Below are 25294 nucleotides of genomic sequence, written 5' to 3'. Positions count from 1 at the left end.
TGTAATCATTTGCTCACTTCTCATACAAATTGGCGCTAAGCGAAAAAACACCACAAAAGAGTTAGTGAAGTAATATTCTTTGAATTTCGTCACTTTACAACATTTAAAAAGACGAGCAAATCAGAATCTCGATACAATAATTAAACTTATGCTTTATTTTTTCACGCTTGATGCCTTACATTGGGGAACGAATCGCGTTTCTAGATGAGTTTTCAGAATGAAAAAAAATAAAATTGTGACCACTGAAGATATCCTTCTCAAACTTTGCCAGTCTGTTTCTGGCGTACTTACTTCGGCGACATCTTCTCAAGTAAATTATTCAGCAATGGTGCAAAAAATCCACAAGACTAGCCTCAAACCAGATTTTGGCTGTTTTGTTCTGTTTGATGGCGGATTTACCGGGCTAGTTGTGATTAATTTTACGGCAAAAGCCGCACTGGAGATCTACACCAACTACATGCGTAATATGGGCATGCCAGAAGAAGAACTGGCAATATCTCATACTTCTGACGAGGTAGGCGATGTTCTGGGTGAACTCATGAATCAACTGGTCGGAGACTTCACTAATAAAATTCGTAAAGACCTGCAAACGAACATCACACAAAACCAACCAAAAATGCTGGCGCTGAATAAGCAAGTTATCTTACAAGTTGATACCAACCTTGACCGCCCTCAAGCGCGCAGAGTGACGTTCTCCACCGAAAACAACAATATTTTCTATCTCGAGCTAGCAATGGATAAAACTGAGTTCATCCAACTGGAAGAGTTTGAAGTTGCTGAAGACGAAAACCCAGACGACATTTTAGAGGCAACACGTAAACAGTTGGCTGAGAAAGAATCTAAATCGTCGGGATCAAACGATGATGCCGATGACTTGCTCAACCAGCTCGGGTTGTAATTCTAACGAATCTTAATGAAGAATGGCTTCTTAGACACAAGTACGGCTTCATACTGATTACGACGAACTAAAACGCCAGCCTCGCTTAATGCGAGGCTTCTTTTTATGTGCAGAAATTATCTTCAGTCCCACCTTGTATTTCGTTTTTATGTCAAAAAAGGTAATATATCTGACTTCATAAATTTTCTGCTTTCGTTACTGGTTGTCGATGGATAAACAAAAAGCTCTGAAAAAAATCGCCAAGTGCTTAGAACTGGGCAATTCCGCTAATGTTAATGAGGCTGCCAATGCTATCAAAATGGCACATCGCCTCATGCTTAAATATGGTCTCGATAAAGACGATATTGAGTTCATCAGAATGGGAAAAACACAATCTTCTCATCTGCTACCAGCGAACATCAGTTCTACCATATTGCGAGTGATTCGCGGCATTAACACAAAATTCGGTGTCGAAGCAGTATTGTTGAATCACAAAGGGCTCAAACGTGTCGAATTTATCGGTGAAGCAGATCGCGCTATTTTTGCTGCATTTGCTTTCGATATTGTTTATCGCGAGATGAACGAAAGTACCGGACAATTCCGAAACAGCTTTGCTGGCACCGGCACCTCTTCTCAGGAAGTGACTCGCCGTGTGAACTCATTTGTATCTGGCTGGGTGGAAGGCGCGATTGAAAAATTGCCAATTATTTCTCCAGATGAAGAGTCGGCCAATAAAATTAATGACTATATTGATAAAGAATTCCAAAACATTGACCGCGAAACGTTCAAGAAGCAATTGAAAGAAGCGATGAAAAACCTAACTGAAGACTACGAAGTGGGCTTAAAGAAAGGTAGAAAGGTTTCAGTTAACCGTGGAGTGGGCGGCGAACAAGCACGCAAAATGTTGGGCGATTCATCGAAATAGCCAGAATAGTAAAGGATTCACATAAGCACCCATGACTTCGATGTCTATAGGGCTTACTTTGAGAGCTTTGGCAGTATTGATAGGAATTTTCTTACAAAAACTCTTATCAATCTTACTTTCTCATAACAAATATTAATGCTTGTTTATTCATAATTCGCATCCCATTATGAGGCATGGTTTCGCCTCAGTTTTATACGGAGATTTTCCCTTGAAAAAGATGCCTATTGCACTAGCTCTAGTGCTAGCTCTTACTGGCTGTCAAGCCACTCAACGCCAAAATGCAACAACGGGTGAATACGAAACTAACTCCACCACGCAAGGCGCGCTTATTGGTGCGATCGCTGGCGCAGCAATCGGCCTAGCAACGGGTGATGATGCTAAAGAACGTCGTCAGCATGCACTCATTGGTGCAGCCGCAGGCGGAGCGACTGGCGCTGGCGTTGGTTACTACTTTGACCAACAAGAAGCGGAATTACGTCGCGCTTTGCTAAACTCTGGCGTACAAGTTCAGCGTGTTGGTGAAAATCAGCTTTTACTGCGTATGGAAAACGGTATCGGCTTCTCTTCAAGCTCTTACCAGCTTGATGCTAGTATCCATAACACTCTACGCGGTGTTGCTCGCATCCTAGTTGAGTACCCAGATACCAGTCTCGTTATTGACGGTTACACGGATAGCACAGGTAGTGAGTCATACAACCAAACGTTGTCAGAGCGCCGTGCAGAGTCCGTACGTCAATTCCTAGTATCTCAAAACGTTGCACCTGGTCGTGCAATTGCACGCGGCTACGGCGAACGTAACCCAATTTGCTCAAACCAAACTTCTGAAGGTCGTGCGTGCAACCGTCGTGTTGAAATCCAGATCTTGCCACTGAAGTAATTTGGTTGCACCATAACGGTAATAATAAAAAATTACCGGAGCAGGCCTAACCATTATCGTTAGGCCTGACATATTAATGTCTGTCAAAACGTCTGCCCTACTCTGCTTATTTAGCCTCAGCTTTTCTGGCTACTCACTTGCCTCTCAAGCTCCAAATGACCCCATCGAACAATACGAGTACGCACAACAACTATTGGCATCAAACGAAGCTGAAGCCTCACCAGAAACGCGCTACTGGCTAGAGCAATCCGCCAACCAAGGTTACCTCCCTGCACAAAAACAGCTCGCGAACGACTTTGCTAAAGGGATAAATGGCGAAAAAAATGAAACACAAGCGTTATATTGGCTAACCTCTATCGCACTCAATGACCCAACCGATCGTGGCTTTCTTCTCGCCGATTTTATTCAGCGCAATCCAGATAAGGTCACAACTTCTCAATTGACTGAAGCCTTGTATCAAATGGCTTCTCAGCATAATCCAGCAGCAGAACAAGCTTATAATCAACTGTTAGAGCAGCGCTTCAACCAACTGCGAGCTAAACAAGTCTCGCAAATAAAGTCGCTCGATAAAAAGGCTGAGCAAGCACAGGAAGAGAAAAGCACAGTTGCAAACCCCAAAGTAGAACACTCGCAGTTTTTATGGCTGATCTGGCTAGCGGCGATACTCATCATCAGCGGCTTAAGTTTTCTCGTAATCAAGAAACTTAAGCAGAATAGAAAAGCGCTTGAAGCCAAAGAGGAAAGCCAAAATCAACGAATGGCGAAAAAAATAAAAGAGCTAGAGTTTACGAACAAGCAACTGAAACGCCAGCTAGAGAAAGTATTCAAAGAGTTTAAGAAATCCAAAACCCAGGCAGAGAACCATAAGCTAAGCGTCGCGTGTGCTATGTTTGGCTACACACCACAACACATCCCTGATTTACAAGCAATCAAGCTACGCTATAGACAGCTATCAAAGCTTTATCATCCTGACACAAGAGGCAGTGAAGAAGAAATGAAGCGACTCAATCATGCCTTTAAGCTCGTCTCACAAAATGTTACAAAACAGTAAAAATAGGTCAGGATACTTTGGCTAGCATGCTTTTAGACCTATATAATCAAGCGCCGCAATCGATCTCCCTCTCAAACAAATTAACAGACATTTAACTTAAGTCGCGCTTTTATGCCATAATGCCCGGCGCAAAATAACACCTAACGACTCAAATTAATCTAGGTGGGGAGAAAATCAATGTTCACTGAAGAAGGCACCTGTGATTGGTGTAAAAAACCTAGCCTTGTAACTCGTCACGATTATTTAGATGGCAAGCACCACTACTCATGTAAAGCTTGCTACGATATGGCGAAAATCGACGTGCGCCTATTTAACCAAGGCGAATTACAAATGCGCGAACGCTTGCAACGAGCGAGCTAAGCAAGACGGAATCAACGGAACTGATTTTCAAAGGCGCCTTTTAAGGCGCTTTTTTGATCGGCCAAGCCCTATTTCCAATCTCTATCTCGTATTCCCTCCTATCTTACATAGCACGTCGCATCGGTTATCAGCCCTCTCCCACTGTATACAAACCATTGTCCGTGAAAAACACCTGTATATACAGTAGTAAACCCCTGTATGTCTCTCGTCCAGTTTTCTACTCACCTCACATTTTTAAATTGATGTTAGACATATCAAAAATGAAAAACAACCACATAAATTCAATTACTTAGAATCAAATCCTTTTATTTCCTTCTCAAAAAACCGCAAATAACTTTTGAGAAACTGGTTGATCAGGTCACCAAAACAAACTACTGTATACACATACAGCATGTATAAAGGAACAGTAAGATGCAGTTACAAAGTCAATCTCATACATACTCTCGTTACAACGTATTGGCACAAGCAACTAAGCCCATGGCCGTTTCGGATCAGCTTCTATCTAAGCTGGCTGTTTTATCGCAGCAGAAACAATGGATTTTGTTTACAGCAGACTGCCCTCGTCCAGACTTTGAACAACTCACTGCTTCTAATATTTGCTGTAAAAACGTTATTCAAATGAAGCCCTCTCAACAGCTTTCAGAAGTCGAGATCGTGATCAAAGCCATCCGATCAGGCAATGCCAGTGCTGTTGTTGCATCAAATAAAATTGCACTTATGAATCAATCTATGTTGCGCGACATGGCGCAGCGCTATCAGTGTGAAGTCTTTTTCGTCGAAGGCAGAGTTAATAAGTACCACTAATAAGTTCGACGTTATCCATCCTGCATCTCGCCTCCTTTTTAAGGGGGCATTTTTTTGTATTAAAGAAAACAAGCAAACGTTTGCTTTTTCTCTGGCGAGTTAAAATAGTTCTGGTATGATGCCCACATTCGATTTATTCAGCGCCCACATTTTGCTGAATATCTTCTCTTTCTGACGTTTGATTAAGATGATAGGAATGTCGCAATGAGCCTTGCTAATCAAGTACTTGCCGTCAATGACGACCTGCCAATTCGCACCCATAAACCCGTTCATAGTGGAAAAGTTCGTTCAGTTTACTGGTTAACTGAAGAAGACAGCGCCCGACTGATCAAAGAAAAAGGATACGATGTCGCTCCAGATGCGCCTTTGGCTATCATGGTGATTAGCGACCGAATCTCTGCATTCGATTGTATTTGGCATGCTGAAGGTGGTCTTAATGGTGTCCCGGGTAAAGGGGCTGCGCTTAATGCGATTTCTAATCACTGGTTCAAACTGTTCAAAGAAAATGGCTTAGCAGATAGCCATATTCTAGACATTCCTCACCCTTTTGTTTGGATTGTACAAAAAGCCAAACCGGTAAAAATCGAAGCCATCTGCCGCAAATACATCACGGGTTCGATGTGGCGCGCTTACGCAAATGGCGAGCGCGAGTTTTGTGGAATCCAACTTCCTGAAGGGTTAGGAAAAGACAAAGCACTGCCAGAGTTGCTAATGACCCCATCCACAAAAGGCATTCTAAAAGGCATTCCCGGTGTGCCAGAAGCGGATGACGTAAATATTACTCGTCAAAACATCGTAGACAACTACGAAGCATTTAACTTCTCAAGCGCTGACGATATCGCACTCTACGAAAAATTGCTGAAAGAAGGCTTTAACGTTATCAGCCAAGCGTTAGAAGAAATCGACCAAATCTTTGTCGATACCAAATTCGAATTTGGTTATGTTCATGATGCTGCTGGCAATGAAAAGCTGATTTACATGGATGAAGTGGGTACACCAGACTCGTCTCGTATATGGGATGCTAAAGAGTACCAAGCAGGTCACATCGTAGAGAACTCAAAAGAAGGTTTCCGCCAGTTCCTACTTAACCACTTCCCTGACCCAGATATCTTGCTAAACAAAGAACGTATGCCAGAGCGTGAAGCACTCGCTCGTGATAATGCTTTACCCGTCGAATCTTTGATGGCGATTTCGAGCACCTACATTGGTATTGCCGAGAAGATTACAGGCAAGCCGATTCATTTGAGTGAGAATCCGAAAGCGGAAATCATCGAAGTTCTGAGCAAAGAATACGGATTGATTGACTAGCACTGTCGCTAGATTGCTAAATGCTTTCCAATAAAAAGTCCGCACTAGCTTGCGGACTTTTTTCGTATTAGGCTCAGTTTAGCCGATATTTAACGTAGTGCCATCTGTTGTAGAGGCTGACTTGGTCGTCACCTGATATGTTTTGTCTTTAATCGTTGATACGAAATACCAGGTCGACTCTGCCTTGTCGGGCGTAAAAGTAACGCGCATAAAGCCACGCTGTTTGATGTCTGCCCACTGTAATTCTGACACTAAGTGCGGCAGCGTGTATTCCATTTGAGCGATCGCAACAGGGTCTAACGCGAGGTAGGCCTCTAACCCAGGGGAACTCACAGAGCTAGTCGCAAACTCTACCCCGATAGGATGCTTAGATACGTCTTTAAGCTCACTTGCCCATGCGTTGTGCGTATCTCCTGCCAAACAGACAAAGTTACCACTGCTGGCTTTGGCCAGTTGATAAACGTTCTCTCGCTCAACGTAGTAACCATCCCATGCATCTAGGTTATATGGCAAAGCAATGGTATCTAAACTTGGGTCAGAGAGATAACCCGTAATCGCAGAGTTTACTGCTAATAACGCCTCTGTTTTTTGTTCTTCAGTGGCAGTAAACAATTGAAACATCGCGGTCATAACCGAACTTGGCAACTCCATACGAGACATTAACACTTGTTGCCCTAGCACATTCCAAGTTGCGTCGTGCGTACTGAACGCATCCATCAGCCAAGCGAGTTGGTCAGCGCCTAACAGCTCTCGGTCTTGACTGCGCGACTGAGCAACTAAACCGCCAATAGCTTCCATCGTTGGTGAGCTGAGCGAGAAATAATCCAACGGTTTATCACGCCCCACAAGTCGCGTGTCGAGCATCATCAAATTGACTAAACTTCCAAACGAAAACTGACGGTAAATCAGCATGTTTGAGAAAGTGTTTTCACGAACGGGCAACCATTCTGTCCAAGCGGCAGCCGCAGCTGCACGACGATCATTAAAGCTGCCTTCCTCTTCTTGATGGTTTTCCGCACCATTTTTCCAACTATCATTTGCAAGCTCATGGTCATCCCAGACTGCAATCATTGGTAGGCTCGCATGTAACGCTTGCAGATCAGCATCTTGGCGATATTGCACATACCGTTTTCGGTAATCATCTAAGGTAATGCATTCAGTGCCTTTGCTTGGCTCTCGCCCTAGTGCCTCAGCATCTTCACTAGCGTAGCCACCAGCCCCATACTCATAAATGTAATCACCGAGATGAAGTACCACATCAAACGGTTCTTGCTCATGTTGATTTAAGATCTCTCGATACACATGGAAATAACCAGCAGGATAGTTTGCGCAAGAAACAACGGCCATGGATGCCTTTTCTACACCACCCTCTGGTAATGTTTGAGTTTGCCCGACTTCGCTAGTGACATCTCCAACCATGAATCGATAGTAGTAGCGAGAATTTGCGTTGAGATTTTGAACATCGACTTTTACCGTGAAATCTCGGCTCGTGTCTGTGGCAAAAGTGCCACTTTGCACGATATCAGTAAAATTTTCGTTAGATGAAACTTGCCAGCTTACATCTGCGTAGCTCGCTGAGGTTGTAACACGAGTCCAAATGATTACTTGTGTTTGAGTAGGATCTCCACTCGCCACTCCGTGCTCAAAGGTAACCGCAACAGATTCACTAGCATCGCTACCACAGCCCACCAGCCCGGTAACAATCGCCGTTGAAGAGGCAGCTTTCATAAAGTCTCGACGAGACAAAGACATATTGACTTCCTTTCTTATTGTGTTTGTTTTTATGCCCAAATGACGTGGTGACTCAATCATCCTTGTGTGCCAATAAGGGACGTTAATTCGAACTTACAGTACCAACCACTTAGTCGATAATTTGTCCTAAAAACACAAAGTTAGAAGCTAGTTATGACAATTGCATTTCCAAACGTTACATTTTTGTTAATTTAAGTGCAAATACTCTATATTCATCACACTTCCTAAGACCTGTGACAAAAACCTCAAAATAAAAAAGCGACCTACTTTGAGGTCGCTTTTCATTGCACTATTGTTAAGTAGTACATCGATGAAGTGGAAATACTCAGCCTAAAACTTGATGTTAAGAACATCTTGTTCTGACGTGTCCACCTTCAACTGACTGCGAGATTCTATGTACTCGATTTGCTGAACATCGAGCGAATATGGCATAACGACTCGCAATTCATTGATCCCTTCATGTTTAGCTAGCTGGGTTAAGCGGACCAAATTGGATTCATCACTTTTACGAGAAGACATCGATTTTAATGCGGCATCCCACAACCGATCTTCAGGCTTGCGCAATTCCGCAATGTTCTGTTTCCACATCAAACCGAAAATAGGCGCGATGGTGGCAAATGCCTCTAAAAAGGTCCATTTTTTACTACCTGTCGCTCCTAAAAAGCTAGTGTAGTCGAATTCAATGCACGTCTTTCCTTGTTGATCCATTCTATGCCCCCGACACTCGAAAATGAGATATACCAAATATCGTTCAACTGTTTTGATATAGCAATGGGATATAAAACATTCGTCTTTTATGCCCTAATTTACATACAAAAGGAAATATTAAAACCAGCTTTGTAACAACTGATGTACAGCTTCGCCATATATAAGCATTCAATTGATTAATATTTCAATTAAGAAACTAAAAACAACACGCAAGTAACGCTATCAATATGAAATCATTATAGATTCACCAAGAAAATATCAATTCTTGTCACAACGTCATCCGCCGACCTACTTCACATCAATCACTCGACTGGCCTTTTTATACTGTATCTTCCAACCCGCCCAACGTGGCAGCTCCCAACGCTTCGGGTCTCCCTTTCGGTTTCCCTCTCGATAAACGACCTGTACCAGCTTGCGAGACGCGTAATACTCGACATCTAGTTGGAGTTCTGGCAGCGAAAGTTCTAAAGGGTACTGCTCCGCGAAATCGTCGTATTCCCATTCTGGAACACCGTTAAATGTTAAGTCTTCTGGTTCAAACAACGCCATATCATCGATGTTTTCAACGCCTAATGTTTCCAACTGATCCTTTAACCAGCTAGAAAATGTCAAGGAGGCCAAGTCGTTAACCTCTTCTCCTTCGACATTAAGGCCCAATGCGTTGTAGAGTTTCCAGTGTTGGATTTGCTGTTTTCTTTGAGAAGCAAAACCTGGTAACAGTGTCTCGTCTTCTATCATTTCGACAATAGACTGAACAGCAACATCACCTTTTAACGCTTGATGTTCAGTACAGATTGTTCGCCCGGCGTAGACCAAGTGCATTGTTGCTCTTGGCGTCTCTTCTTCATAATTAGTCTCACCTTGTTGCCACTCCCCAAATTCAAGTTCGCGTAATAATGTCAGCGGGATAGGCATCATAACCGATGCGAGGTTCAGTGTTTGCTTAACGCCTCGTCCTGGCACGCTATGGCTATCTAGCACGATTGCCGCTTCTTCTTTGTCAGGAAAGCGGCTGTTACGCCCAACCAGCATCTCGACTACGCCATTTCCTAGAGCATCCCTTCGACGAGCTCGTCGGACAAACACAAGCTCAGGGTGCAATGAGGCGATGGAGAAAAAGAGCGCTTCACGTTTATATCGAGAGGCAACGTCAAGTTCCGGTAATTCAAATACTTCTCGCATTTGTTTCGCTAAACCTTGTGCCTCTTCGAGTGCGCTGGCATCAATGACAATGCCCGGAAGTCGCTCCCCCCGAACCAAACGGATCAACAAAGAGACATCACATCCGTATGGCTCCTCTTGAGATAGAAGCTCAGCAACTTCACCACTTTGTCGCTGATAGAGCTGCGCAGGCACAGATAAGGCGGCAGCCAAATCAATCATTGCTTCCTTCTCTGGCTTCGCTTGAATTCTGGTAACGAGATCGGCAAACAGTGCATCAATGGGTAGTGGATATACTTTTCTACCATGCTGCGTGACATTGCCATCCTCATCAATCGCTTCCATAGATAACAACGTCGAATGAGATGCCTCTAGCGACTTTGGAGGAATTGAGTCGAGAAAATCGAGTGTTGAAAGACGGTACCCACAACAAGCCGCTGCCAGCATGGGCTCGACGAGCTCTTCTCTGTGTAATTCTGGAGGTGTCACCAACTCTAAAGGCGCGTGCTCACCATATAGACGAATACAAGCCCCTTCGGTAACGCGACCTGCTCGCCCCATTCGCTGCGCGGCACTGGCCTTAGAAATGTTGGTTAATGTCAGTGCTGTACGTCCATTTCGTTGTACAGTTCTGCGCTCTAAACCACTATCGATTACCACACGGATATTAGGAATGGTCAGAGAGGTTTCCGCGACGTTGGTTGCCAATACGACTTTCCGTTGCTTTTGTACCGTCAGCGCACGATGTCGTTCTTCATCACTGACCGAGGCATGAAGTTTAACCACCATGACATCACTGCTACTTTGTAGCATCTGCGCGCATTGGGCGATCTCTTTACGTCCTGGGAGAAAAACAAGAATATCGCCGTCTTCATCTTCCAGTGCTTCTTTTACCGCTCCGACAACTTCCTGTTCACATCCCTTTTTGTTCGGTAAATAGCGGCTGTCTGTGGAACGATGTGTCACCGTGACTGGAAAGCAACGTCCCTCCGAACTCAGGCGCTTAGCATTCAGGTAACGAGCAAGCTTTTCGCCTTCTAAGGTAGCGGAAGTGACGATCAATCGATGTTGATTTTCTTGCTTCAAAATGGCGGTTAATAGATCAATATCCCAGCGTCGCTCGTGAAATTCGTCCACTATCACGACATCAAAGTCTGCTAGCTTGTTTTCCGAAAACCAACGCAGTGCAACCCCCGGAGTCACAAATACAACTTCGGTTTTTTCATCAAAGTAGGCATGAAGCTTGATCGCGTAACCGACTTTGCGACCTATTGGCCCTCCAGATTGCTCCGCAAGAAATTCAGCCAGCGAGGTACAAGCAATTCGACGTGGTTCAATAACCAGAACGCGTCCGTGTTTTGCCGCCCACATGGGCAAGCGGGTAGATTTACCCGACCCGGTTTCGGCTTCCACCACAAGATGGTTAAGGCTTACATGATGGTCAAACTCGGCTTGCAGGCTGTCGATAGGTAGTTGAAACATAGAAATTGGATTTGATTTGATGATGCAAAACATTATACCCAAGTAAAAAAATCCTGCTTTAGGTATCTCTAAACAACCAATATTGCCGATATTTTCGTCGGTATCTGAATTTTTTTGCGACATTACATTGATGTGCATCAACGCATGTTTACAACTAAATAGTGAACCCGTTAAAATTTGGTGCGCATCCTTCAACCCTACATAAGGCACCCAATGAACAACGATAAACGCCCACTATATATTCCATATGCGGGTCCGGCTCTTTTAGCAACCCCTCTTTTGAACAAAGGCAGTGCATTCTCTGCTGAAGAACGTAGTTCATTCAACTTAGAAGGTCTGCTTCCAGAGTCGACCGAAACTATCCAAGAGCAGGTGGAACGTGCCTACCAGCAATACAAAAGTTTCGAAAGCGATATGGATAAGCACATTTATCTGCGTAACATCCAAGACACCAACGAAACATTGTATTACCGCCTAGTGCAAAATCACATTTCTGAGATGATGCCTATCATCTACACGCCGACTGTTGGCGCAGCATGTGAAAACTTCTCTAACATTTACCGTCGTGGTCGCGGTCTGTTCATTTCATACCCGAACCGTGACCGTATTGACGACTTGCTGAACAACGCAGCAAACCACAACGTTAAAGTGATTGTTGTGACAGATGGCGAACGTATCCTTGGCTTGGGTGACCAAGGTATCGGCGGCATGGGTATTCCAATCGGTAAACTGTCACTATATACCGCGTGTGGTGGTATCAGCCCTGCTTACACGCTACCAATCGTTCTTGATGTGGGTACCAATAACCCGCAACGCTTAGCTGATCCGATGTACATGGGTTGGCGTCATCCTCGTATTACGGGTGCAGAATACGATGCATTTGTAGAAGAGTTTATCCAAGCGGTACAGCGCCGTTGGCCTGATGCTTTGATCCAGTTCGAAGACTTTGCTCAGAAAAATGCGATGCCTCTTCTAGAGCGTTACAAAGACCGCGTGTGTTGCTTCAATGATGATATTCAGGGTACTGCAGCTGTTACTGTTGGTTCCCTACTTGCAGCTTGTAAAGCAGCAGGAACTCAGCTTTCTAAACAACGTATTACCTTCCTAGGCGCAGGGTCTGCTGGTTGTGGTATCGCAGAAGCGATCATCGCACAAATGGTATCGGAAGGAATTTCTGACGAGCAAGCTCGCTCACAAGTTTACATGGTTGACCGTTGGGGTCTGTTACAAGAAGGCATGCCTAACCTTCTTGATTTCCAACAACGCTTGGTGCAAAAGCATACCAATACGAAAGAGTGGGAAAATGAAGGAAATGGCTTCTCACTACTCGATGTTATGCGTAACGCCAAGCCAACGGTATTAATTGGTGTTTCTGGTGCGCCTGGCCTATTTAGCCAAGAAGTCATCGAAGAAATGCATAAACACTGTAAGCGTCCGATTGTCTTCCCACTGTCGAACCCAACAAGCCGCGTGGAAGCGACACCGAACGACATCATTCGTTGGACAAATGGTGAAGCACTGGTTGCAACAGGTAGCCCATTTGAGCCAGTGGTTCATGAAGGTCGCACTTACCCTATTGCACAATGTAACAACAGCTACATCTTCCCAGGCATTGGCCTTGGTGTACTTGCTGTCAATGCAAAACGTGTCACTGACGAGATGCTAATGGAATCAAGTCGCGCGCTAGCAACATGTTCTCCTCTAGCAATCAACGGTCGTGGTGCACTACTTCCACCACTGGAAGAAATCCACTTAGTATCGAAAAAAATCGCATTTGCCGTTGGTAAAAAGGCAATTGAACAAGGTGTCGCATTAGAAATTACTGATGAAGCATTGAACGTGGCAATTGAACAGTCGTTCTGGCAACCTGTTTACCGCCGCTACAAACGCACTGCGTTCTAAGCTTGAGACAATTCGTTTAATAATTAGCCCCTACCATGTAGGGGCTTTTATTTTTTTATCATCCTAACCAGATTTTGGCATAAATGGGCTTCTCTCTTTTTGTTTCTATCAGATATGATGAGAACTACATTTTTAGTTAAGGATATAAAACGTTTTGTTGTTTTCTCGCATAAGATCAAAGTGGAAGCTGAAATTTTCCTGGAAGCGATTTGCTTTGATTTTGTCGATCTCTGCACTTAGTCTGCTTGTTTCTGTTATTGCCATCGACCGATGGGTGGTTTTACAAGCCAAAGAGAGCATTTTCACTGAATACGAGCAAATCCCTCAACATGAGGTTGCCGTAGTTCTTGGTACCAGTAAGTACATCGGAAAGATCCTCAACACTTACTACACTCATCGCATTAATGCGGCGATTGAGCTTTACAACCAAGGCAAAGTAAAACAGTTTTTATTGAGTGGTGATAACGCCCACCGTTCATACAACGAACCGTGGACAATGAAACGCGACTTACTTAAAGCAGGCGTGCCTGAAGAAGTGATTCACCTTGATTATGCTGGCTTTCGTACCTTAGATTCGATTGTACGAGCGAAAAAAATTTTTGCTTCGGAGCGATTTCTGATTGTGACTCAGCGCTTTCACTGTGAACGCGCACTGTTCATCGCTGATGCTTACAGCATTGATGCGCAATGTCTCGCGGTAGCAGGGCCGACGGCCAACAAGCAAAAAACATCGATGCGTGTTCGAGAACTGCTAGCCCGTGTGAAAGCGTTTTTAGACCTGTACATTATCAATACGCAGCCTAAGTTTCTTGGCCCTCAAGAACCTATCGTCGCAGTAAAAGAGCCAAATAAAGCAGCTAACGAGCCTCTTCAAGTCCCCGTCGAATAGAGGAATAACGTGGCTCACAAGCCTAGTAACATTTCTATAAAACAAATGGGTAGTTTTCTACCCATTTCCAATTCTCAACATCACACTTTCTAATTTGCTCTACGATTCAGGCAAAACTCTTTTTCGCATTCAAAGTAACATTTCATCAATAAATAACTACAAGTCAGTTACTTTGCCATAAAAAAACCGACAAAAGGCAATGCAAAAGGAGCACTACCCATGACCGCACTCGCTGTGACATTGAAGAATTGGTTCTTCACTCGCAACAGCATGATTTTGAACGCGAATATCCTATTGTTCATTATCTTGTTTAATACCTTACCCTTTGAACCACAAGTAGTAACCGGCCTGAGCATCTTAGTTTTTGTTGCTATTCTGTGGCTAACCGAAGCGATTCACGTCAGCATTACCGCGCTGCTCATACCACTACTTGCGGTATTTTTGGGTGTGTTCAACACTCAAACCGCACTGAATAACTTTTCCAACTCCATCATTTTTCTATTTTTGGGTGGTTTTGCACTAGCTGCGGCTCTACATAAACAAAAGTTAGATCAAGCTATTGCAGATAAAGTACTATTGCTGGCAAGAGGAAAAATGTCTGTCGCTGTATTCATGCTATTTGGTGTGAGTGCTGGCCTGTCAATGTGGATTTCAAACACCGCCACCGCCGCGATGATGTTACCGCTTGTGCTGGGTGTGATGACAAAGCTAGACGCCAAGAAAAACCACAACACCTTTTTGTTTGTTCTACTCGGTATAGCTTACAGTGCTTCAATTGGTGGTATTGCAACACTGGTTGGTAGCCCACCAAACGCAATTGCAGCCGCTGAAGTTGGCCTAAGCTTCACTGAATGGATGAAGTTTGGTGTACCTATTTCCCTAGTATTAATGCCAATCGCTATCCTCGTATTGTACACGATGACTAAGCCTGACCTTAGCCACAAGTTTGACCTTGACCATCAACCAGTCGAATGGACAAACGGCAAAATGATTACGTTGGCGATTTTCTTACTGACCGTGACGTTGTGGATATTCAGTAAGCCTATTAACGCTATGCTGGGTGGCTTCGCGAAGTTCGATACTCTTGTAGCTATTGGCGCCATCCTTCTACTTGGTGCTTCTCGCGCCGTCGAGTGGAAAGATATCGAGAAAACAACCGACTGGGGTGTGTTAATCCTATTTGGTGGTGGTATCTGTTTGAGTAACGTCCTAAAAACAACCGGAACAAGCGTATTTTTGGCTCATAGCTTGTCAGGCTTCCTTGAGCAAGCTGGTATTCTCTTAACGATTCTTGCAGTGGTTGCTTTTGTTGTCTTCTTAACTGAGTTTGCGAGTAACACCGCCAGTGCTGCACTACTTGTCCCTGTATTTGCGACCATTGCAGAAGCCTTAGGCATGTCTCCGGTTATTCTTTCTGCACTGATTGCCGTCGCTGCATCTTGTGCATTTATGTTACCAGTTGCAACACCTCCAAACGCGATTGTGTTCGGTACGGGTCATATCAAGCAAAAAGAAATGATGCGAATTGGTTTCGTATTAAACATTGCCTGTATTGCTGCACTAACGCTTTTCGCTTGGTTGTTCTGGTAAAAATAGCAAGTTCGATTAGCACTACACTGCTGCTCACGGTAATCGTATCGATAACCCAAACTCCCCCCCAAGTGGTGTTCAGCAGTTTCCCTCTTGGTGGCCAGTTGGCCACCTTTTTTCTTTCCTTTAAGTGAACGGCTATCAGGCTTGCTTCTTTTCGCAAGCAAGTAAACCATAATGAGCTTCCACTCGGTTGCGACCATTGCGCTTCGCCTGATACAACACTTCGTCAGCTCTCGCCATGGTTTCTGAGACGCGTTCATTCTGCATTTGGGCAACGCCAATACTGCAAGTTAATGATTCACCGTGCACCCACAAATGATCCTCCACATTTTTGCGAATCATTTCTGCCTTCTCTAACGCTTGTTCAATATTGGTATCAGGGCAAAATACGACAAACTCTTCGCCGCCCCAACGAACGAGTCGATCGTCTGAGTAAATAGAAGTCGCTACCACCATGACAAATTCGCGCAATATGTCATCCCCCATTTGGTGCCCAAATTTGTCGTTCACCTTTTTAAACTTATCCAAGTCCAAATAGAGAATACTGAAGGTGTTATGCCCCCAGCGAACCTGACGAGATTGTTGTTCCAGCCAGTGTTGCACAGCATATCGGTTCATCGTGCCCGTCAAAGCATCTCGATGCGCTAACTCTGCAAACTCATAGTTTTGAGCTCGCAAAGTATCATTCACCTTTTCCAAATGACGGTGACGCTTTTGCGCTTTTTCATAAGCCACTCTATTTTTTCGTAACTCATGCAGTGAAAAAGCCAGTCCAAGCGCCATCCAAGAGAGTAATAATGCATACAACAATGTTTCTTGCGCAAGGTAAGCGCCTTCAAACTCAATTTTATCAATCACAATTCTATGTTTACCAAGTGCCGCACCAGACCCAGTTGCAATATCAATACGTGTGATGTTTGAAAATTCAGGTGCAGAGTGCTCAATCGCGACTCCGTTATCTGCTAACCACCAGGTCATCACCTGAAGATTTTTAATCGGAATTTCGACAATATCGATCGAACCCGACGGAGAAAACTGCATGCCATTATATTTAATGGTGTACTCGTCGTCCGGCTTGGAATACTCAGAATTATAATTGCGAAGATACAAACGTAGGTCGTGGCTAGGGTTAGCCCCTATTCCTGCCTCTTCATATCGCACCTTCAATCGAATCGTATGGTAGTTGGAAAGGTCAATACCCTGTGTTGGCGTTGCTGAATCGGTATAAACCGAGATTCCGCAGTAAGGCCAAGCATACGAGCTCTGCTTTAGTTCACAGCTAAGAACTAGGCTTTGCCGATCGTATGTGATATCAGCCTCACTCACACCTCCTTCACTGGCATCTTTAGTTGCATAGATATTGAAATGCTCAGGTGTAATGGTCAGCTTTCGCGTATCGCCAAGCACACTATAAAGGGCAACCAAACTGATAGTGCAAATAGAAAGAGCAAAGATAAAGTTATGGATCCACTTCATGGGCAAGTGACCTGCTGAGATTATATGCAATACGTGAGGTTCAATAATTTCAAAAAATGAAATCAAGGTGATTTATCAAGAAATAAAATCACTTTCTCATTCAATTCTTAGTTTCGACACATAGTAACGGATTTTGAACCGTTATCACGTTTTAAAATTTCTAAAAAGTGCAGCTCAACTTCTATTTGCGAAGCATTTCACAGCCATAATTTTTAGAAAATAAAACACGATGCATAATAATTTAGTGCAAGACATTTACTTTAAAGCTCCTGTCAACCCTGCATCTCTTCTCCACTTCAGTATATACTGTGCAAAAACACAATAATGAGTAATGTCATGTCATTAATTGCAACTGGCACGCTAAACAAAATGCGTGCTTCTCTGGACGGTGCCGTCAACTACCGTCTTCCTGTCGGTGAGGAAGAAATCGACTTAACTCCGTTTCTGGGTAAAACGCTCACACTGACTCACACTGGCAATATTTTTTGTTGCTCATGTGGAAAGAAAACGAAAAAGAGTTATTCGCAAGGCCACTGTTTTGTATGCATGAAAAAGCTAGCAAGCTGCGACATGTGTATCATGAAGCCAGAGACCTGCCACTACGATCAAGGGACTTGTCGCGAACCACAATGGGGTGAAGAGAATTGCATGGTGGATCACTTTGTCTACCTGTCCAACACATCCAGCTTAAAAGTTGGTATTACTCGTCATACTCAAATCCCGACTCGTTGGATTGACCAAGGCGCGACTCAGGGCTTGCCAATTTTTAAAGTAAAAACTCGCCATATCTCCGGTTTAATTGAAGTTGAACTGGCGAAACATATCGCAGACAAGACCAATTGGCGCACACTGCTTAAAGGTGACGGTGAACCTATGGCATTGCAGGACCGTTTTGCTGAGCTATTGCCTTTAGTCGAAGAGAAAATTGCCGAGATAAAACAGCAATTCGGCGAAGATGCCATTGAAGTATTAAACGAAAGCATTACCGACCTTAGCTACCCGGTACAACAGCACCCAACGAAGATCACTTCGCATAACTTCGATAAAAACCCGGTTGTTACTGGCACTTTGCAAGGCATTAAAGGTCAATACCTCATCTTTGATACTGGCGTTATTAATGTAAGAAAATTCACTTCCTATGAAGTTGAAGTTAGTGAGTAATCGCTTGTAAAACGCGTTGATTCAAATAAAAACGAAAAAAGCTCGAGTTTGACTCGAGCTTTTGTTTTTCTATTAGGAAGAAATCGTTAGTTATGCGTCAAGGATGCTTTCTAGCACATCGAATAACATATCGACTTCTTCTATTGTATTGTAATGCATACAACCAATTCGCACTACACCACCCGATTCTTCTAAACCAAGTTGACGAACTAAGCCCAACGCATAAAAGTGACCATTCCATACACAAATGTTATGTTCACCCAGTGTTTTCGCGATGAACTCTGGAGAATATCGGTCAAACGTTAGCGCAAAAGTTGGCGTGCGGAGTTGGCTATCTTCCTTTGCGATACCGAATAGATTGACACCATCTAATGCATTCAAACGCTGTAAGAAACGCTCACTCAAGCGCTGCTCATGTTGTTCATACAGTTGGTAGCTTTGCTCCAACCGTTGGCGAAGAGGTAAACCGACTTCACCAAATTGAGCCAGATACTCAACCGCAGAAACGACACCAGCAAGACCTTCAAAACTTTGCGTTCCTGTTTCAAATCGACCAGGGCCTATATTAGTGGCAGGCTCGACTTTGTAAGGGCGAATACTGTGGAGCCACTGATCGGCTATGTAAGCAATACCAACGTGCGGTCCGAAAAACTTGTAAGCTGAGCAAGCTAAAAAGTCACAACCTAACGCTTGAACATCAACCAAATGATGAGGCGCATAATGGACGGCATCCACATAAACTTGTGCCCCAACATTGTGCGCCATGCTGACTACTTGCTGTACATCCACAATAGAACCCGTCGTGTTCGATGCATAAGTCACAGCGACAAGGCGCGTTTTATCAGAAAGAAGGCGGCTTAAATGCTCCATATCCAGCGTACAATCTTCTTCGTTGATACGAACTTGATGAACCGTAACGCCTTTATCTTCTGCCGCTTGCTGCCAGCTGGATACATTTGAATAGTGATCCAAAGCGGAAACAATGATCTCATCTCCTGCTTGCCAATCTCGACTAATCGCGCGACTAAGCTGAAAGGTTAGTGAGGTCATATTGGCACCGAAGACAATATTGCCAGATGAAGGGGCATTAAGTAGCGCCTGAGCCGACTCACGCGCATTTTGCATTACGTCAACGGTCACTTGGCTAGAAAAATAATGCCCGCCTAAGTTAGCGTTGAAACGACCTAAATACCCAACCATGCTGTCTAGTACTGGTTGAGGCACTTGTGAGCCACCTGGACCATCAAAAAACGTCACGGGCTTGTCGTTGTGGTATTGAGCCAACGCCGGAAATTGCTCTCTGATCTGATTAAGATTGAAGTTCATTACGCTTATCCGTAGCAGTGAGTACAAATACATCCATATGGCCCGCTTCGTCATCAATAACAGAGCGGATTGGGCACGCGTTATGCCACAGCTTGCTATCAGCCAAGATTGCGACCTCTCCGGTTTCTAGCACTTTACGGAAAAATGGGGCTTGGTTATGGCTGCTGTACAGCATGATGTCGCCACCGATGATGTTATGGCGTCCCACACCAACCATTGCAATGTGATCAAAACCGTCTTGGTGCACACCTTCAGGTGCTACTTGGGTTTCTTCTTCCAGTGCCCTGATACGGATTTGGTGAATTTCTATTTCTTGACCGTTTGGCAGATGATTCGCATTGACAAACAATTCACACATTTCTCGAAATCCATCGCTGGTAAGAATATCCTTCTCAATTGGCTCGAATTGTCTTACAACATCACCTTGAAATCGGTTGATATCAGAGGATTGAACAAAGCTATTTTTATTTAAGTCGATGACTTTGCCGTTATCAAAACCAACCACAGAATAACGTCGTAGTCGATACTGACCATCTGCATGTTCGGTACGAGGCAGTTCTTCAAACGATGGGGAAAGCTGCTCAATTGCTGCCATGCTGAGCTGTGTTAAATGTAGAGTATTCTCACGTGAATGTAACATCATTTGCTCCTTTAATGAGGCACATTAATTAACATTTAATTTACACACTAGGTTACGCAAATATTCTGCAATTACCAGCTTTTAACGTTGATAGCTTCAACAAAACGACGAAAACAACATAACAAACCAAACCAAACCACAAAAACAGAGCCATGTTTCAGTTTTACGCTTTGACAATATTTGAAACTAGACTTCTCCACTACGAATAGAATTTTATGCTAGAAGTCAACGTTCTCAATCAATATTTAGTGGGTTCTAATCTATAACCAATTATTCGATCACAATCGTTGTTTATGCTTTTAAAGCACTAAGAATTTCCATACAATCGAGGGAAATGTTACGCCCTTTTTGGAGCCATAATGAGCGACGTAAAACACTGTAAATTATTAATTCTTGGTTCTGGTCCTGCAGGATACACAGCTGCCGTCTACGCAGCGCGTGCAAACTTAAACCCTGTGCTTGTGACGGGAATGCAACAAGGTGGTCAGCTAACCACCACAACTGAAGTTGAAAACTGGCCAGGCGATGCTGAGGGACTGACAGGTCCAGCATTGATGGATCGCATGAAAGAACACGCCGAGCGTTTCGAAACTGAAATCGTATTTGATCACATCAATGAAGTAGAGCTATCACAACGCCCATTTCGTTTAAAAGGCGACTCAGGTGAGTACACTTGTGATGCCTTAATCATATCTACCGGCGCATCAGCAAAATACCTTGGCCTTGAGTCTGAAGAAGCATTTAAAGGTCGCGGCGTTTCTGCTTGTGCAACCTGTGACGGTTTCTTCTACCGTAATCAGAAAGTTGCAGTTGTGGGCGGTGGTAACACGGCTGTTGAAGAAGCGCTATACCTATCTAACATTGCGTCAGAAGTTCACCTGATCCACCGCCGCGATTCATTCCGCGCAGAGAAGATCCTTGTGAAACGTCTGATGGATAAAGTTGAAAGCGGTAATATCGTTCTTCATACCGATCGCACTCTCGATGAAGTACTGGGAGACGATATGGGCGTAACGGGCGTCCGCATTAAAGACGTGAACAGCGGTGCGACAGAAGATATCGATGTAATGGGTGCATTCATCGCAATTGGCCACCAGCCAAACACACAAATCTTTGAAGGCCAAGTAGACATGAAAGATGGCTACATCATCGTTCAATCAGGTCTTGAAGGCAACGCAACACAAACTAGTATCGAAGGTGTATTTGCAGCTGGCGACGTAATGGACCACAACTACCGTCAAGCGATCACCTCTGCAGGTACAGGTTGTATGGCTGCATTAGATGCTGAACGTTTCTTAGACTCACTTGGTGACAAATAACTTTTCACATTTGTGTCATATCCTTAAAGCCCAGCGGTATTCCCGCTGGGTTTTCTTTTGTATACTACCGCCTCATTAAAACAATTATCATTAAGCCTTCACGATGGATAAGAAAAAGCAAAGCAGCTTGAATAAGTGGCTGAAGCAACAAAGTAAGTTAGCCAAGCGCTGGCTTATGATTGCGATAGGCCTAGGCGTACTTTCAAGCGTGTTTTTATTGGCTCAAGCAGCCCTGCTCGCCTCCATTCTGCACCAGTTAATCATTGACCAAGTCGACAAAGCCGACCTCATTTGGCATTTTGTTGGGCTCGGTGGCACGGTTATCGGTCGAGCTGCTTGTACCTGGGGTCGAGAGCTTGCCGGTTACCGTTGCGGGGAGCAAATTCGAGTTTATATTCGCCAACTCATTTTAGATAAAGTTCATAAACTTGGGCCAGCTTACATCAAAGGCAAACCTGCTGGCAGTTGGGCAACGCTCATCTTAGAGCAGGTAGAAGATATGCAAGATTTCTTCTCACGCTACTTGCCTCAAATGTCATTATCGGTACTAGTGCCTTTCATCATTTTGGTTGTCGTATTCCCAGTAAACTGGGCAGCAGGCTTGATCTTCCTGGTCACTGCACCACTGGTGCCTATTTTCATGGCACTGGTTGGGATGAAAGCCGCAGAAGCAAACCGTAAAAACTTTAAAGCGATGCAGCGTTTGTCGGGTCACTTTTATGACCGCTTGCAAGCAATGACAACCATTCGCTTATTCGATAGAACAAAATCTGAAACTGAGACGCTAAAGGGTGCTTCAGAAGTCTTTCGTACTCGTACCATGGACGTTCTGAAAATCGCGTTTCTGTCTTCTGCGGTGTTAGAGTTTTTCACTTCCATTTCTATCGCAATTACCGCTGTCTACTTTGGCTTTAGTTATATCGGGGAGCTGGACTTCGGCTACTACGGCACAGGTGTTACGCTCTTTGCTGGTTTGTTCATTCTGATTCTTGCTCCAGAGTTTTATCAGCCATTACGTGATTTGGGCACGTTCTATCATGCGAAACAGCAAGCGGTTGGCGCAGCAGAAAGCATTGTCGAGTTTCTGGATTTAGAAGTCGATCAAATCAAAGATGGTACCCAAGCGTTAGATAAAAACAGCCCTATCCATATTGAAGCGGACCAGTTAACCATTTTTAGTCCGGAAGGTAAGCAGCTCGCAGGTCCCCTATCCTTCTCTCTTGAAGCCAACAAAAGTACCGCTTTGGTTGGACCAAGTGGTGCAGGTAAAACAAGTTTGGTAAACACCATCCTCGGTTTCATGCCTTATCAAGGTAGCTTGAAGATTAATGGTTGTGAATTGTCGCAACTGGATCTAGCCACATGGCGAGAGGCAGTAAGCTGGATTGGTCAAAACCCGATGCTATTACACGGTAGCATTCGAGATAACATCACACTAGGTAAGCACAATATTCAGGATGCAGACGTACATTCTGTGTTGAATGACTCTCACGCTGCTGAATTTGTTGAAATGCATGGGTTGGATTATCCGATATCTGATCGTTCTGGTGGTTTATCTGTCGGCCAAGCGCAGCGTTTAGCACTGGCTCGCGCCATGCTACAAAATGGTCGTTTTTGGTTATTAGATGAACCAACCGCAAGCTTAGATGCTCGCAGTGAAAAACTCGTGATGGAAGGCATTAACAAGTATGCGCATGCCACAACGAATTTGATGATTACTCACCAACTTGCGCCTTTACAAAACGTATCGCAAATTCTTGTTATGCAGGACGGCCAGATTGTTCAACGTGGTGATTACGCCACACTGTCGACAGAAGATGGCTTATTTAAAGACATGTTGGAAGCGAACCTCGCACAACGTGAAACAGACAAGGGGAACTTAGATGCGTGATTTACTCCCTTATCTAAAACTCTATAAAAAACACTGGTTTGGTCTTTCGCTAGGTATGCTACTGGCATTTCTGACCTTAGCGGCGTCTATTGGCTTATTAACGCTATCAGGTTGGTTTATTTCAGCCGCAGCGGTGGCAGGCTTGACGGTTGCTCGTGAGACCTTTAACTACATGTTACCAGGTGCCGGGGTACGCGGCGCTGCAATGGCTCGAACCGCAGGTCGATGGGGAGAACGTGTCGTTAGCCACAATGCAACGTTCAAGCTGCTTACCGATCTACGTATCTTCTTCTTTAAGAAACTTGCACCACTGATTCCGGGTCGTGTTTCTACGATGCGTGATGCCGATCTGCTCAACCGCTTAGTAGCGGACGTAGATGCGATGGATCACGTATACCTTCGACTTATCAGCCCTGTCGTGATTGGTATTTTTGGCATATTGAGTTTAACGGCTGTCCTGGCGTTCTTTGATTGGCATCTCGCCCTACTGCTTGGCTCGATTCTTACCGTCATGTTGTTTGTATGGCCAGTGCTGTTCTATAAACTGGGTAAAAATAATGGCGAGAATCTCACTCATCATAAAGCGCAATTGCGAGTGGCGACACTGGACTGGCTTCAAGGCTACAGTGAACTGAGTATCTTTGGAGCAGAAGAACGTTATCGTAATCTCATTCTAGAGAAGCAGAAGCAGTTGCTGTCTAACCAATTTGTGAACGCGAATTTAACGGGCATGGCTTCAGGCCTGCTTATGCTGGTGAACGGCATTACACTGGTTGTGATGCTTTGGTTTGCTGCAGACGGCGTAGGTGGTCGTGCTCCTGATCCTTGGATTGCGCTGTTTGCGTTTGCAACCATGGCGAGCTTTGAGATTCTGATGCCTATCGCGGGCGCATTCCAGTATCTCGGTCAAACGTTGACCTCTGCTCGTCGTTTAAATGAAGTAATTTTGGCTGAACCTGACGTTGTCTTCCCTGAGCAGTCGAAACATAAAGACACAACGTTAGACATTGAATTCGACAACATAGATTTTACTTACCCTGACGGTCAGCAAAAGGTGCTGAAAGACTTGTCACTCTCACTACCGTTGGGCACTAAAACTGCAATTGTAGGTCAAACAGGTTCAGGTAAATCAACACTGATTCAGCTTCTTTGCCGCTACTGGGATGTTAACCAAGGTGAAGTTCGAATCGGTGGTACAAAACTGCAAGATTGGAGCGAGTCGGACCTGCGAGCAGCAATGACTGTGGTCAGTCAACGCGTAGATGTACTAAACGGGACACTACGTGACAACTTACTCATGGCCGCTCCGGATGCAAGTGATGAGCAACTGTCTACTATTTTACAAAAAGTCGAGCTTGGCGGACTTCTTGAAGAGCCGGGGTTAGACGCTTGGTTAGGCGACGGCGGTCGTCAGTTATCTGGCGGTGAGAAACGTCGAATCGGCATTGCTCGAGCATTGCTACGTGATGCCCCAATCCTACTCTTAGATGAACCGACTGAAGGCCTCGATAAGCGTACGGAACAAAAAGTGATGGCGCTTTTCAATGAACACTTTGCTAATAAGACAGTAGTATTCATTACACACCGACTGATAGAGCTAGAAAGTATGGATAGCATCTGTTTGATGGAACAAGGTGAGATCATCGAGCAAGGCGACCATCCAACGCTACTCGCTCAAAAAGGTCGTTACTACCAGCTATTACAATCTCTATAATTCGATTTTCAGTGACTAAAAGGGCTCATCAAATGATGAGCCCTTTTGTTATTCCTGTATTATTAGTTACCTAATTAA

Annotated in this window: 20 protein-coding genes; 14 read left to right on the top strand and 6 right to left on the bottom strand. The window is 44.3% G+C overall.

The window, feature by feature from the left end:
• The first annotated feature begins 217 nt into the window (after window positions 1-217).
• From MTF70_RS11050 to MTF70_RS11020, 7 genes are all read left to right on the top strand, one after another.
• Window positions 218-898 carry a DUF3334 family protein gene (locus MTF70_RS11050; protein WP_005388843.1) on the top strand — a complete coding sequence of 227 codons (681 nt, stop codon included), beginning with the start codon at window positions 218-220 and terminating at the stop codon, window positions 896-898.
• Between the two features lie 208 nt (window positions 899-1106).
• Window positions 1107-1802 carry a DUF2786 domain-containing protein gene (locus tag MTF70_RS11045; protein WP_005377954.1) on the top strand — a complete coding sequence of 232 codons (696 nt, stop codon included), beginning with the start codon at window positions 1107-1109 and terminating at the stop codon, window positions 1800-1802.
• Window positions 1803-2019: 217 nt separating this feature from the next.
• Window positions 2020-2679 carry an OmpA family protein gene (locus MTF70_RS11040; protein WP_005377956.1) on the top strand — a complete coding sequence of 220 codons (660 nt, stop codon included), beginning with the start codon at window positions 2020-2022 and terminating at the stop codon, window positions 2677-2679.
• A gap of 76 nt (window positions 2680-2755) precedes the next feature.
• Window positions 2756-3730, top strand: a complete 975-nt coding sequence (locus MTF70_RS11035; RefSeq protein WP_017634859.1) for a molecular chaperone DnaJ — start codon at window positions 2756-2758, stop codon at window positions 3728-3730.
• Window positions 3731-3907: 177 nt separating this feature from the next.
• Window positions 3908-4090: a hypothetical protein gene (locus tag MTF70_RS11030; RefSeq protein WP_005377960.1), complete on the top strand. Its 183-nt coding sequence runs from the start codon at window positions 3908-3910 to the stop codon at window positions 4088-4090.
• A gap of 411 nt (window positions 4091-4501) precedes the next feature.
• The gene (locus MTF70_RS11025; protein WP_005377962.1) at window positions 4502-4894 is read left to right on the top strand and encodes a SulA-like leucine-rich domain-containing protein; all 393 of its coding nucleotides are present in this window, start codon (window positions 4502-4504) and stop codon (window positions 4892-4894) included.
• Window positions 4895-5098: 204 nt separating this feature from the next.
• Window positions 5099-6202, top strand: coding sequence for a phosphoribosylaminoimidazolesuccinocarboxamide synthase (locus MTF70_RS11020; RefSeq protein WP_085569567.1), 1104 nt, complete (start codon window positions 5099-5101; stop codon window positions 6200-6202).
• A 78-nt stretch (window positions 6203-6280) separates the two neighbouring features.
• Here the strand turns inward: MTF70_RS11020 and MTF70_RS11015 are convergent, their stop codons facing one another.
• From MTF70_RS11015 to MTF70_RS11005, 3 genes are all read right to left on the bottom strand, one after another.
• On the bottom strand, window positions 6281-7954 hold the full coding sequence (locus MTF70_RS11015; protein WP_205460910.1) for an alkaline phosphatase D family protein: 1674 nt from the start codon (window positions 7952-7954) through the stop codon (window positions 6281-6283).
• A gap of 330 nt (window positions 7955-8284) precedes the next feature.
• A complete protein-coding gene (locus tag MTF70_RS11010) occupies window positions 8285-8662 on the bottom strand; it encodes a hypothetical protein (RefSeq protein ID WP_005388859.1) in 378 nt (125 codons plus the stop codon).
• 288 nt (window positions 8663-8950) lie between these two features.
• Window positions 8951-11305 carry a helicase-related protein gene (locus MTF70_RS11005; RefSeq protein WP_025766837.1) on the bottom strand — a complete coding sequence of 785 codons (2355 nt, stop codon included), beginning with the start codon at window positions 11303-11305 and terminating at the stop codon, window positions 8951-8953.
• A gap of 213 nt (window positions 11306-11518) precedes the next feature.
• On the opposite strand from MTF70_RS11005, the gene MTF70_RS11000 reads away from it, so the two are divergent.
• The 3 genes from MTF70_RS11000 to MTF70_RS10990 all read left to right on the top strand — a co-directional run bounded on the left by MTF70_RS11000 (window position 11519) and on the right by MTF70_RS10990 (window position 15686).
• Window positions 11519-13207, top strand: a complete 1689-nt coding sequence (locus MTF70_RS11000; protein ID WP_005377977.1) for an NAD-dependent malic enzyme — start codon at window positions 11519-11521, stop codon at window positions 13205-13207.
• A gap of 154 nt (window positions 13208-13361) precedes the next feature.
• Window positions 13362-14096 (top strand): ElyC/SanA/YdcF family protein, encoded by a 735-nt coding sequence (locus tag MTF70_RS10995; protein ID WP_005388862.1) that lies wholly within the window; start codon window positions 13362-13364, stop codon window positions 14094-14096.
• A gap of 219 nt (window positions 14097-14315) precedes the next feature.
• Window positions 14316-15686 (top strand): DASS family sodium-coupled anion symporter, encoded by a 1371-nt coding sequence (locus MTF70_RS10990; RefSeq protein WP_054866044.1) that lies wholly within the window; start codon window positions 14316-14318, stop codon window positions 15684-15686.
• Between the two features lie 141 nt (window positions 15687-15827).
• Here MTF70_RS10990 and MTF70_RS10985 read toward each other — a convergent pair whose 3' ends face one another.
• Window positions 15828-17165 carry a GGDEF domain-containing protein gene (locus tag MTF70_RS10985; RefSeq protein ID WP_205390821.1) on the bottom strand — a complete coding sequence of 446 codons (1338 nt, stop codon included), beginning with the start codon at window positions 17163-17165 and terminating at the stop codon, window positions 15828-15830.
• 336 nt (window positions 17166-17501) lie between these two features.
• Here MTF70_RS10985 and MTF70_RS10980 point away from each other — a divergent pair, with 336 nt between their 5' ends.
• A complete protein-coding gene (locus MTF70_RS10980; protein WP_005377984.1) occupies window positions 17502-18326 on the top strand; it encodes a DUF2797 domain-containing protein in 825 nt (274 codons plus the stop codon).
• A gap of 90 nt (window positions 18327-18416) precedes the next feature.
• On the opposite strand, the gene MTF70_RS10975 is transcribed toward MTF70_RS10980, so the two are convergent.
• Together MTF70_RS10975 and MTF70_RS10970 are read right to left on the bottom strand one after the other, a co-directional pair.
• Window positions 18417-19652 (bottom strand): cysteine desulfurase-like protein, encoded by a 1236-nt coding sequence (locus MTF70_RS10975; RefSeq protein WP_005377986.1) that lies wholly within the window; start codon window positions 19650-19652, stop codon window positions 18417-18419.
• Window positions 19636-20292 (bottom strand): 2OG-Fe dioxygenase family protein, encoded by a 657-nt coding sequence (locus tag MTF70_RS10970; protein WP_005377989.1) that lies wholly within the window; start codon window positions 20290-20292, stop codon window positions 19636-19638. Before MTF70_RS10970 ends, MTF70_RS10975 begins: the two co-directional genes overlap by 17 nt.
• Before the next feature lie 359 nt (window positions 20293-20651).
• Between MTF70_RS10970 and trxB the strand changes: the two genes are divergently transcribed.
• From trxB to cydC, 3 genes are all read left to right on the top strand, one after another.
• A complete protein-coding gene (gene trxB / locus MTF70_RS10965; RefSeq protein WP_005377991.1) occupies window positions 20652-21611 on the top strand; it encodes a thioredoxin-disulfide reductase in 960 nt (319 codons plus the stop codon).
• A gap of 103 nt (window positions 21612-21714) precedes the next feature.
• A complete protein-coding gene (gene cydD / locus MTF70_RS10960) occupies window positions 21715-23502 on the top strand; it encodes a cysteine/glutathione ABC transporter permease/ATP-binding protein CydD (RefSeq protein WP_005377993.1) in 1788 nt (595 codons plus the stop codon).
• Window positions 23495-25216 (top strand): cysteine/glutathione ABC transporter ATP-binding protein/permease CydC, encoded by a 1722-nt coding sequence (gene cydC, locus MTF70_RS10955; RefSeq protein WP_085569571.1) that lies wholly within the window; start codon window positions 23495-23497, stop codon window positions 25214-25216. The genes cydD and cydC overlap by 8 nt, the downstream gene beginning before the upstream one ends.
• The last annotated feature ends 78 nt before the right edge of the window (window positions 25217-25294 follow it).

The sequence above is a fragment of the Vibrio sp. 2CM40D genome (assembly GCF_023161825.1).
GTDB lineage: Bacteria > Pseudomonadota > Gammaproteobacteria > Enterobacterales > Vibrionaceae > Vibrio > Vibrio alginolyticus.
The sequence above is the reverse complement of the archived record's forward strand: the minus strand, read 5'-3'. Positions and strand labels throughout refer to the sequence as shown.

Coding starts and splice junctions, on each gene's coding strand:
- MTF70_RS11020 (WP_085569567.1), top strand. CDS start 5,099: ATGAGCCTTGCTAATCAAGTACTTGCCGTCAATGACGACCTGCCAATT.
- MTF70_RS11035 (WP_017634859.1), top strand. CDS start 2,756: ATGTCTGTCAAAACGTCTGCCCTACTCTGCTTATTTAGCCTCAGCTTT.
- MTF70_RS11045 (WP_005377954.1), top strand. CDS start 1,107: ATGGATAAACAAAAAGCTCTGAAAAAAATCGCCAAGTGCTTAGAACTG.
- MTF70_RS10990 (WP_054866044.1), top strand. CDS start 14,316: ATGACCGCACTCGCTGTGACATTGAAGAATTGGTTCTTCACTCGCAAC.
- trxB (WP_005377991.1), top strand. CDS start 20,652: ATGAGCGACGTAAAACACTGTAAATTATTAATTCTTGGTTCTGGTCCT.
- MTF70_RS10985 (WP_205390821.1), bottom strand. CDS start 17,165: ATGAAGTGGATCCATAACTTTATCTTTGCTCTTTCTATTTGCACTATC.
- MTF70_RS11040 (WP_005377956.1), top strand. CDS start 2,020: ATGCCTATTGCACTAGCTCTAGTGCTAGCTCTTACTGGCTGTCAAGCC.
- MTF70_RS11005 (WP_025766837.1), bottom strand. CDS start 11,305: ATGTTTCAACTACCTATCGACAGCCTGCAAGCCGAGTTTGACCATCAT.
- MTF70_RS10980 (WP_005377984.1), top strand. CDS start 17,502: ATGTCATTAATTGCAACTGGCACGCTAAACAAAATGCGTGCTTCTCTG.
- MTF70_RS11000 (WP_005377977.1), top strand. CDS start 11,519: ATGAACAACGATAAACGCCCACTATATATTCCATATGCGGGTCCGGCT.
- MTF70_RS10970 (WP_005377989.1), bottom strand. CDS start 20,292: ATGTTACATTCACGTGAGAATACTCTACATTTAACACAGCTCAGCATG.
- MTF70_RS11010 (WP_005388859.1), bottom strand. CDS start 8,662: ATGGATCAACAAGGAAAGACGTGCATTGAATTCGACTACACTAGCTTT.
- MTF70_RS11025 (WP_005377962.1), top strand. CDS start 4,502: ATGCAGTTACAAAGTCAATCTCATACATACTCTCGTTACAACGTATTG.
- MTF70_RS11030 (WP_005377960.1), top strand. CDS start 3,908: ATGTTCACTGAAGAAGGCACCTGTGATTGGTGTAAAAAACCTAGCCTT.
- MTF70_RS11015 (WP_205460910.1), bottom strand. CDS start 7,954: ATGTCTTTGTCTCGTCGAGACTTTATGAAAGCTGCCTCTTCAACGGCG.
- cydC (WP_085569571.1), top strand. CDS start 23,495: ATGCGTGATTTACTCCCTTATCTAAAACTCTATAAAAAACACTGGTTT.
- MTF70_RS10975 (WP_005377986.1), bottom strand. CDS start 19,652: ATGAACTTCAATCTTAATCAGATCAGAGAGCAATTTCCGGCGTTGGCT.
- cydD (WP_005377993.1), top strand. CDS start 21,715: ATGGATAAGAAAAAGCAAAGCAGCTTGAATAAGTGGCTGAAGCAACAA.
- MTF70_RS11050 (WP_005388843.1), top strand. CDS start 218: ATGAAAAAAAATAAAATTGTGACCACTGAAGATATCCTTCTCAAACTT.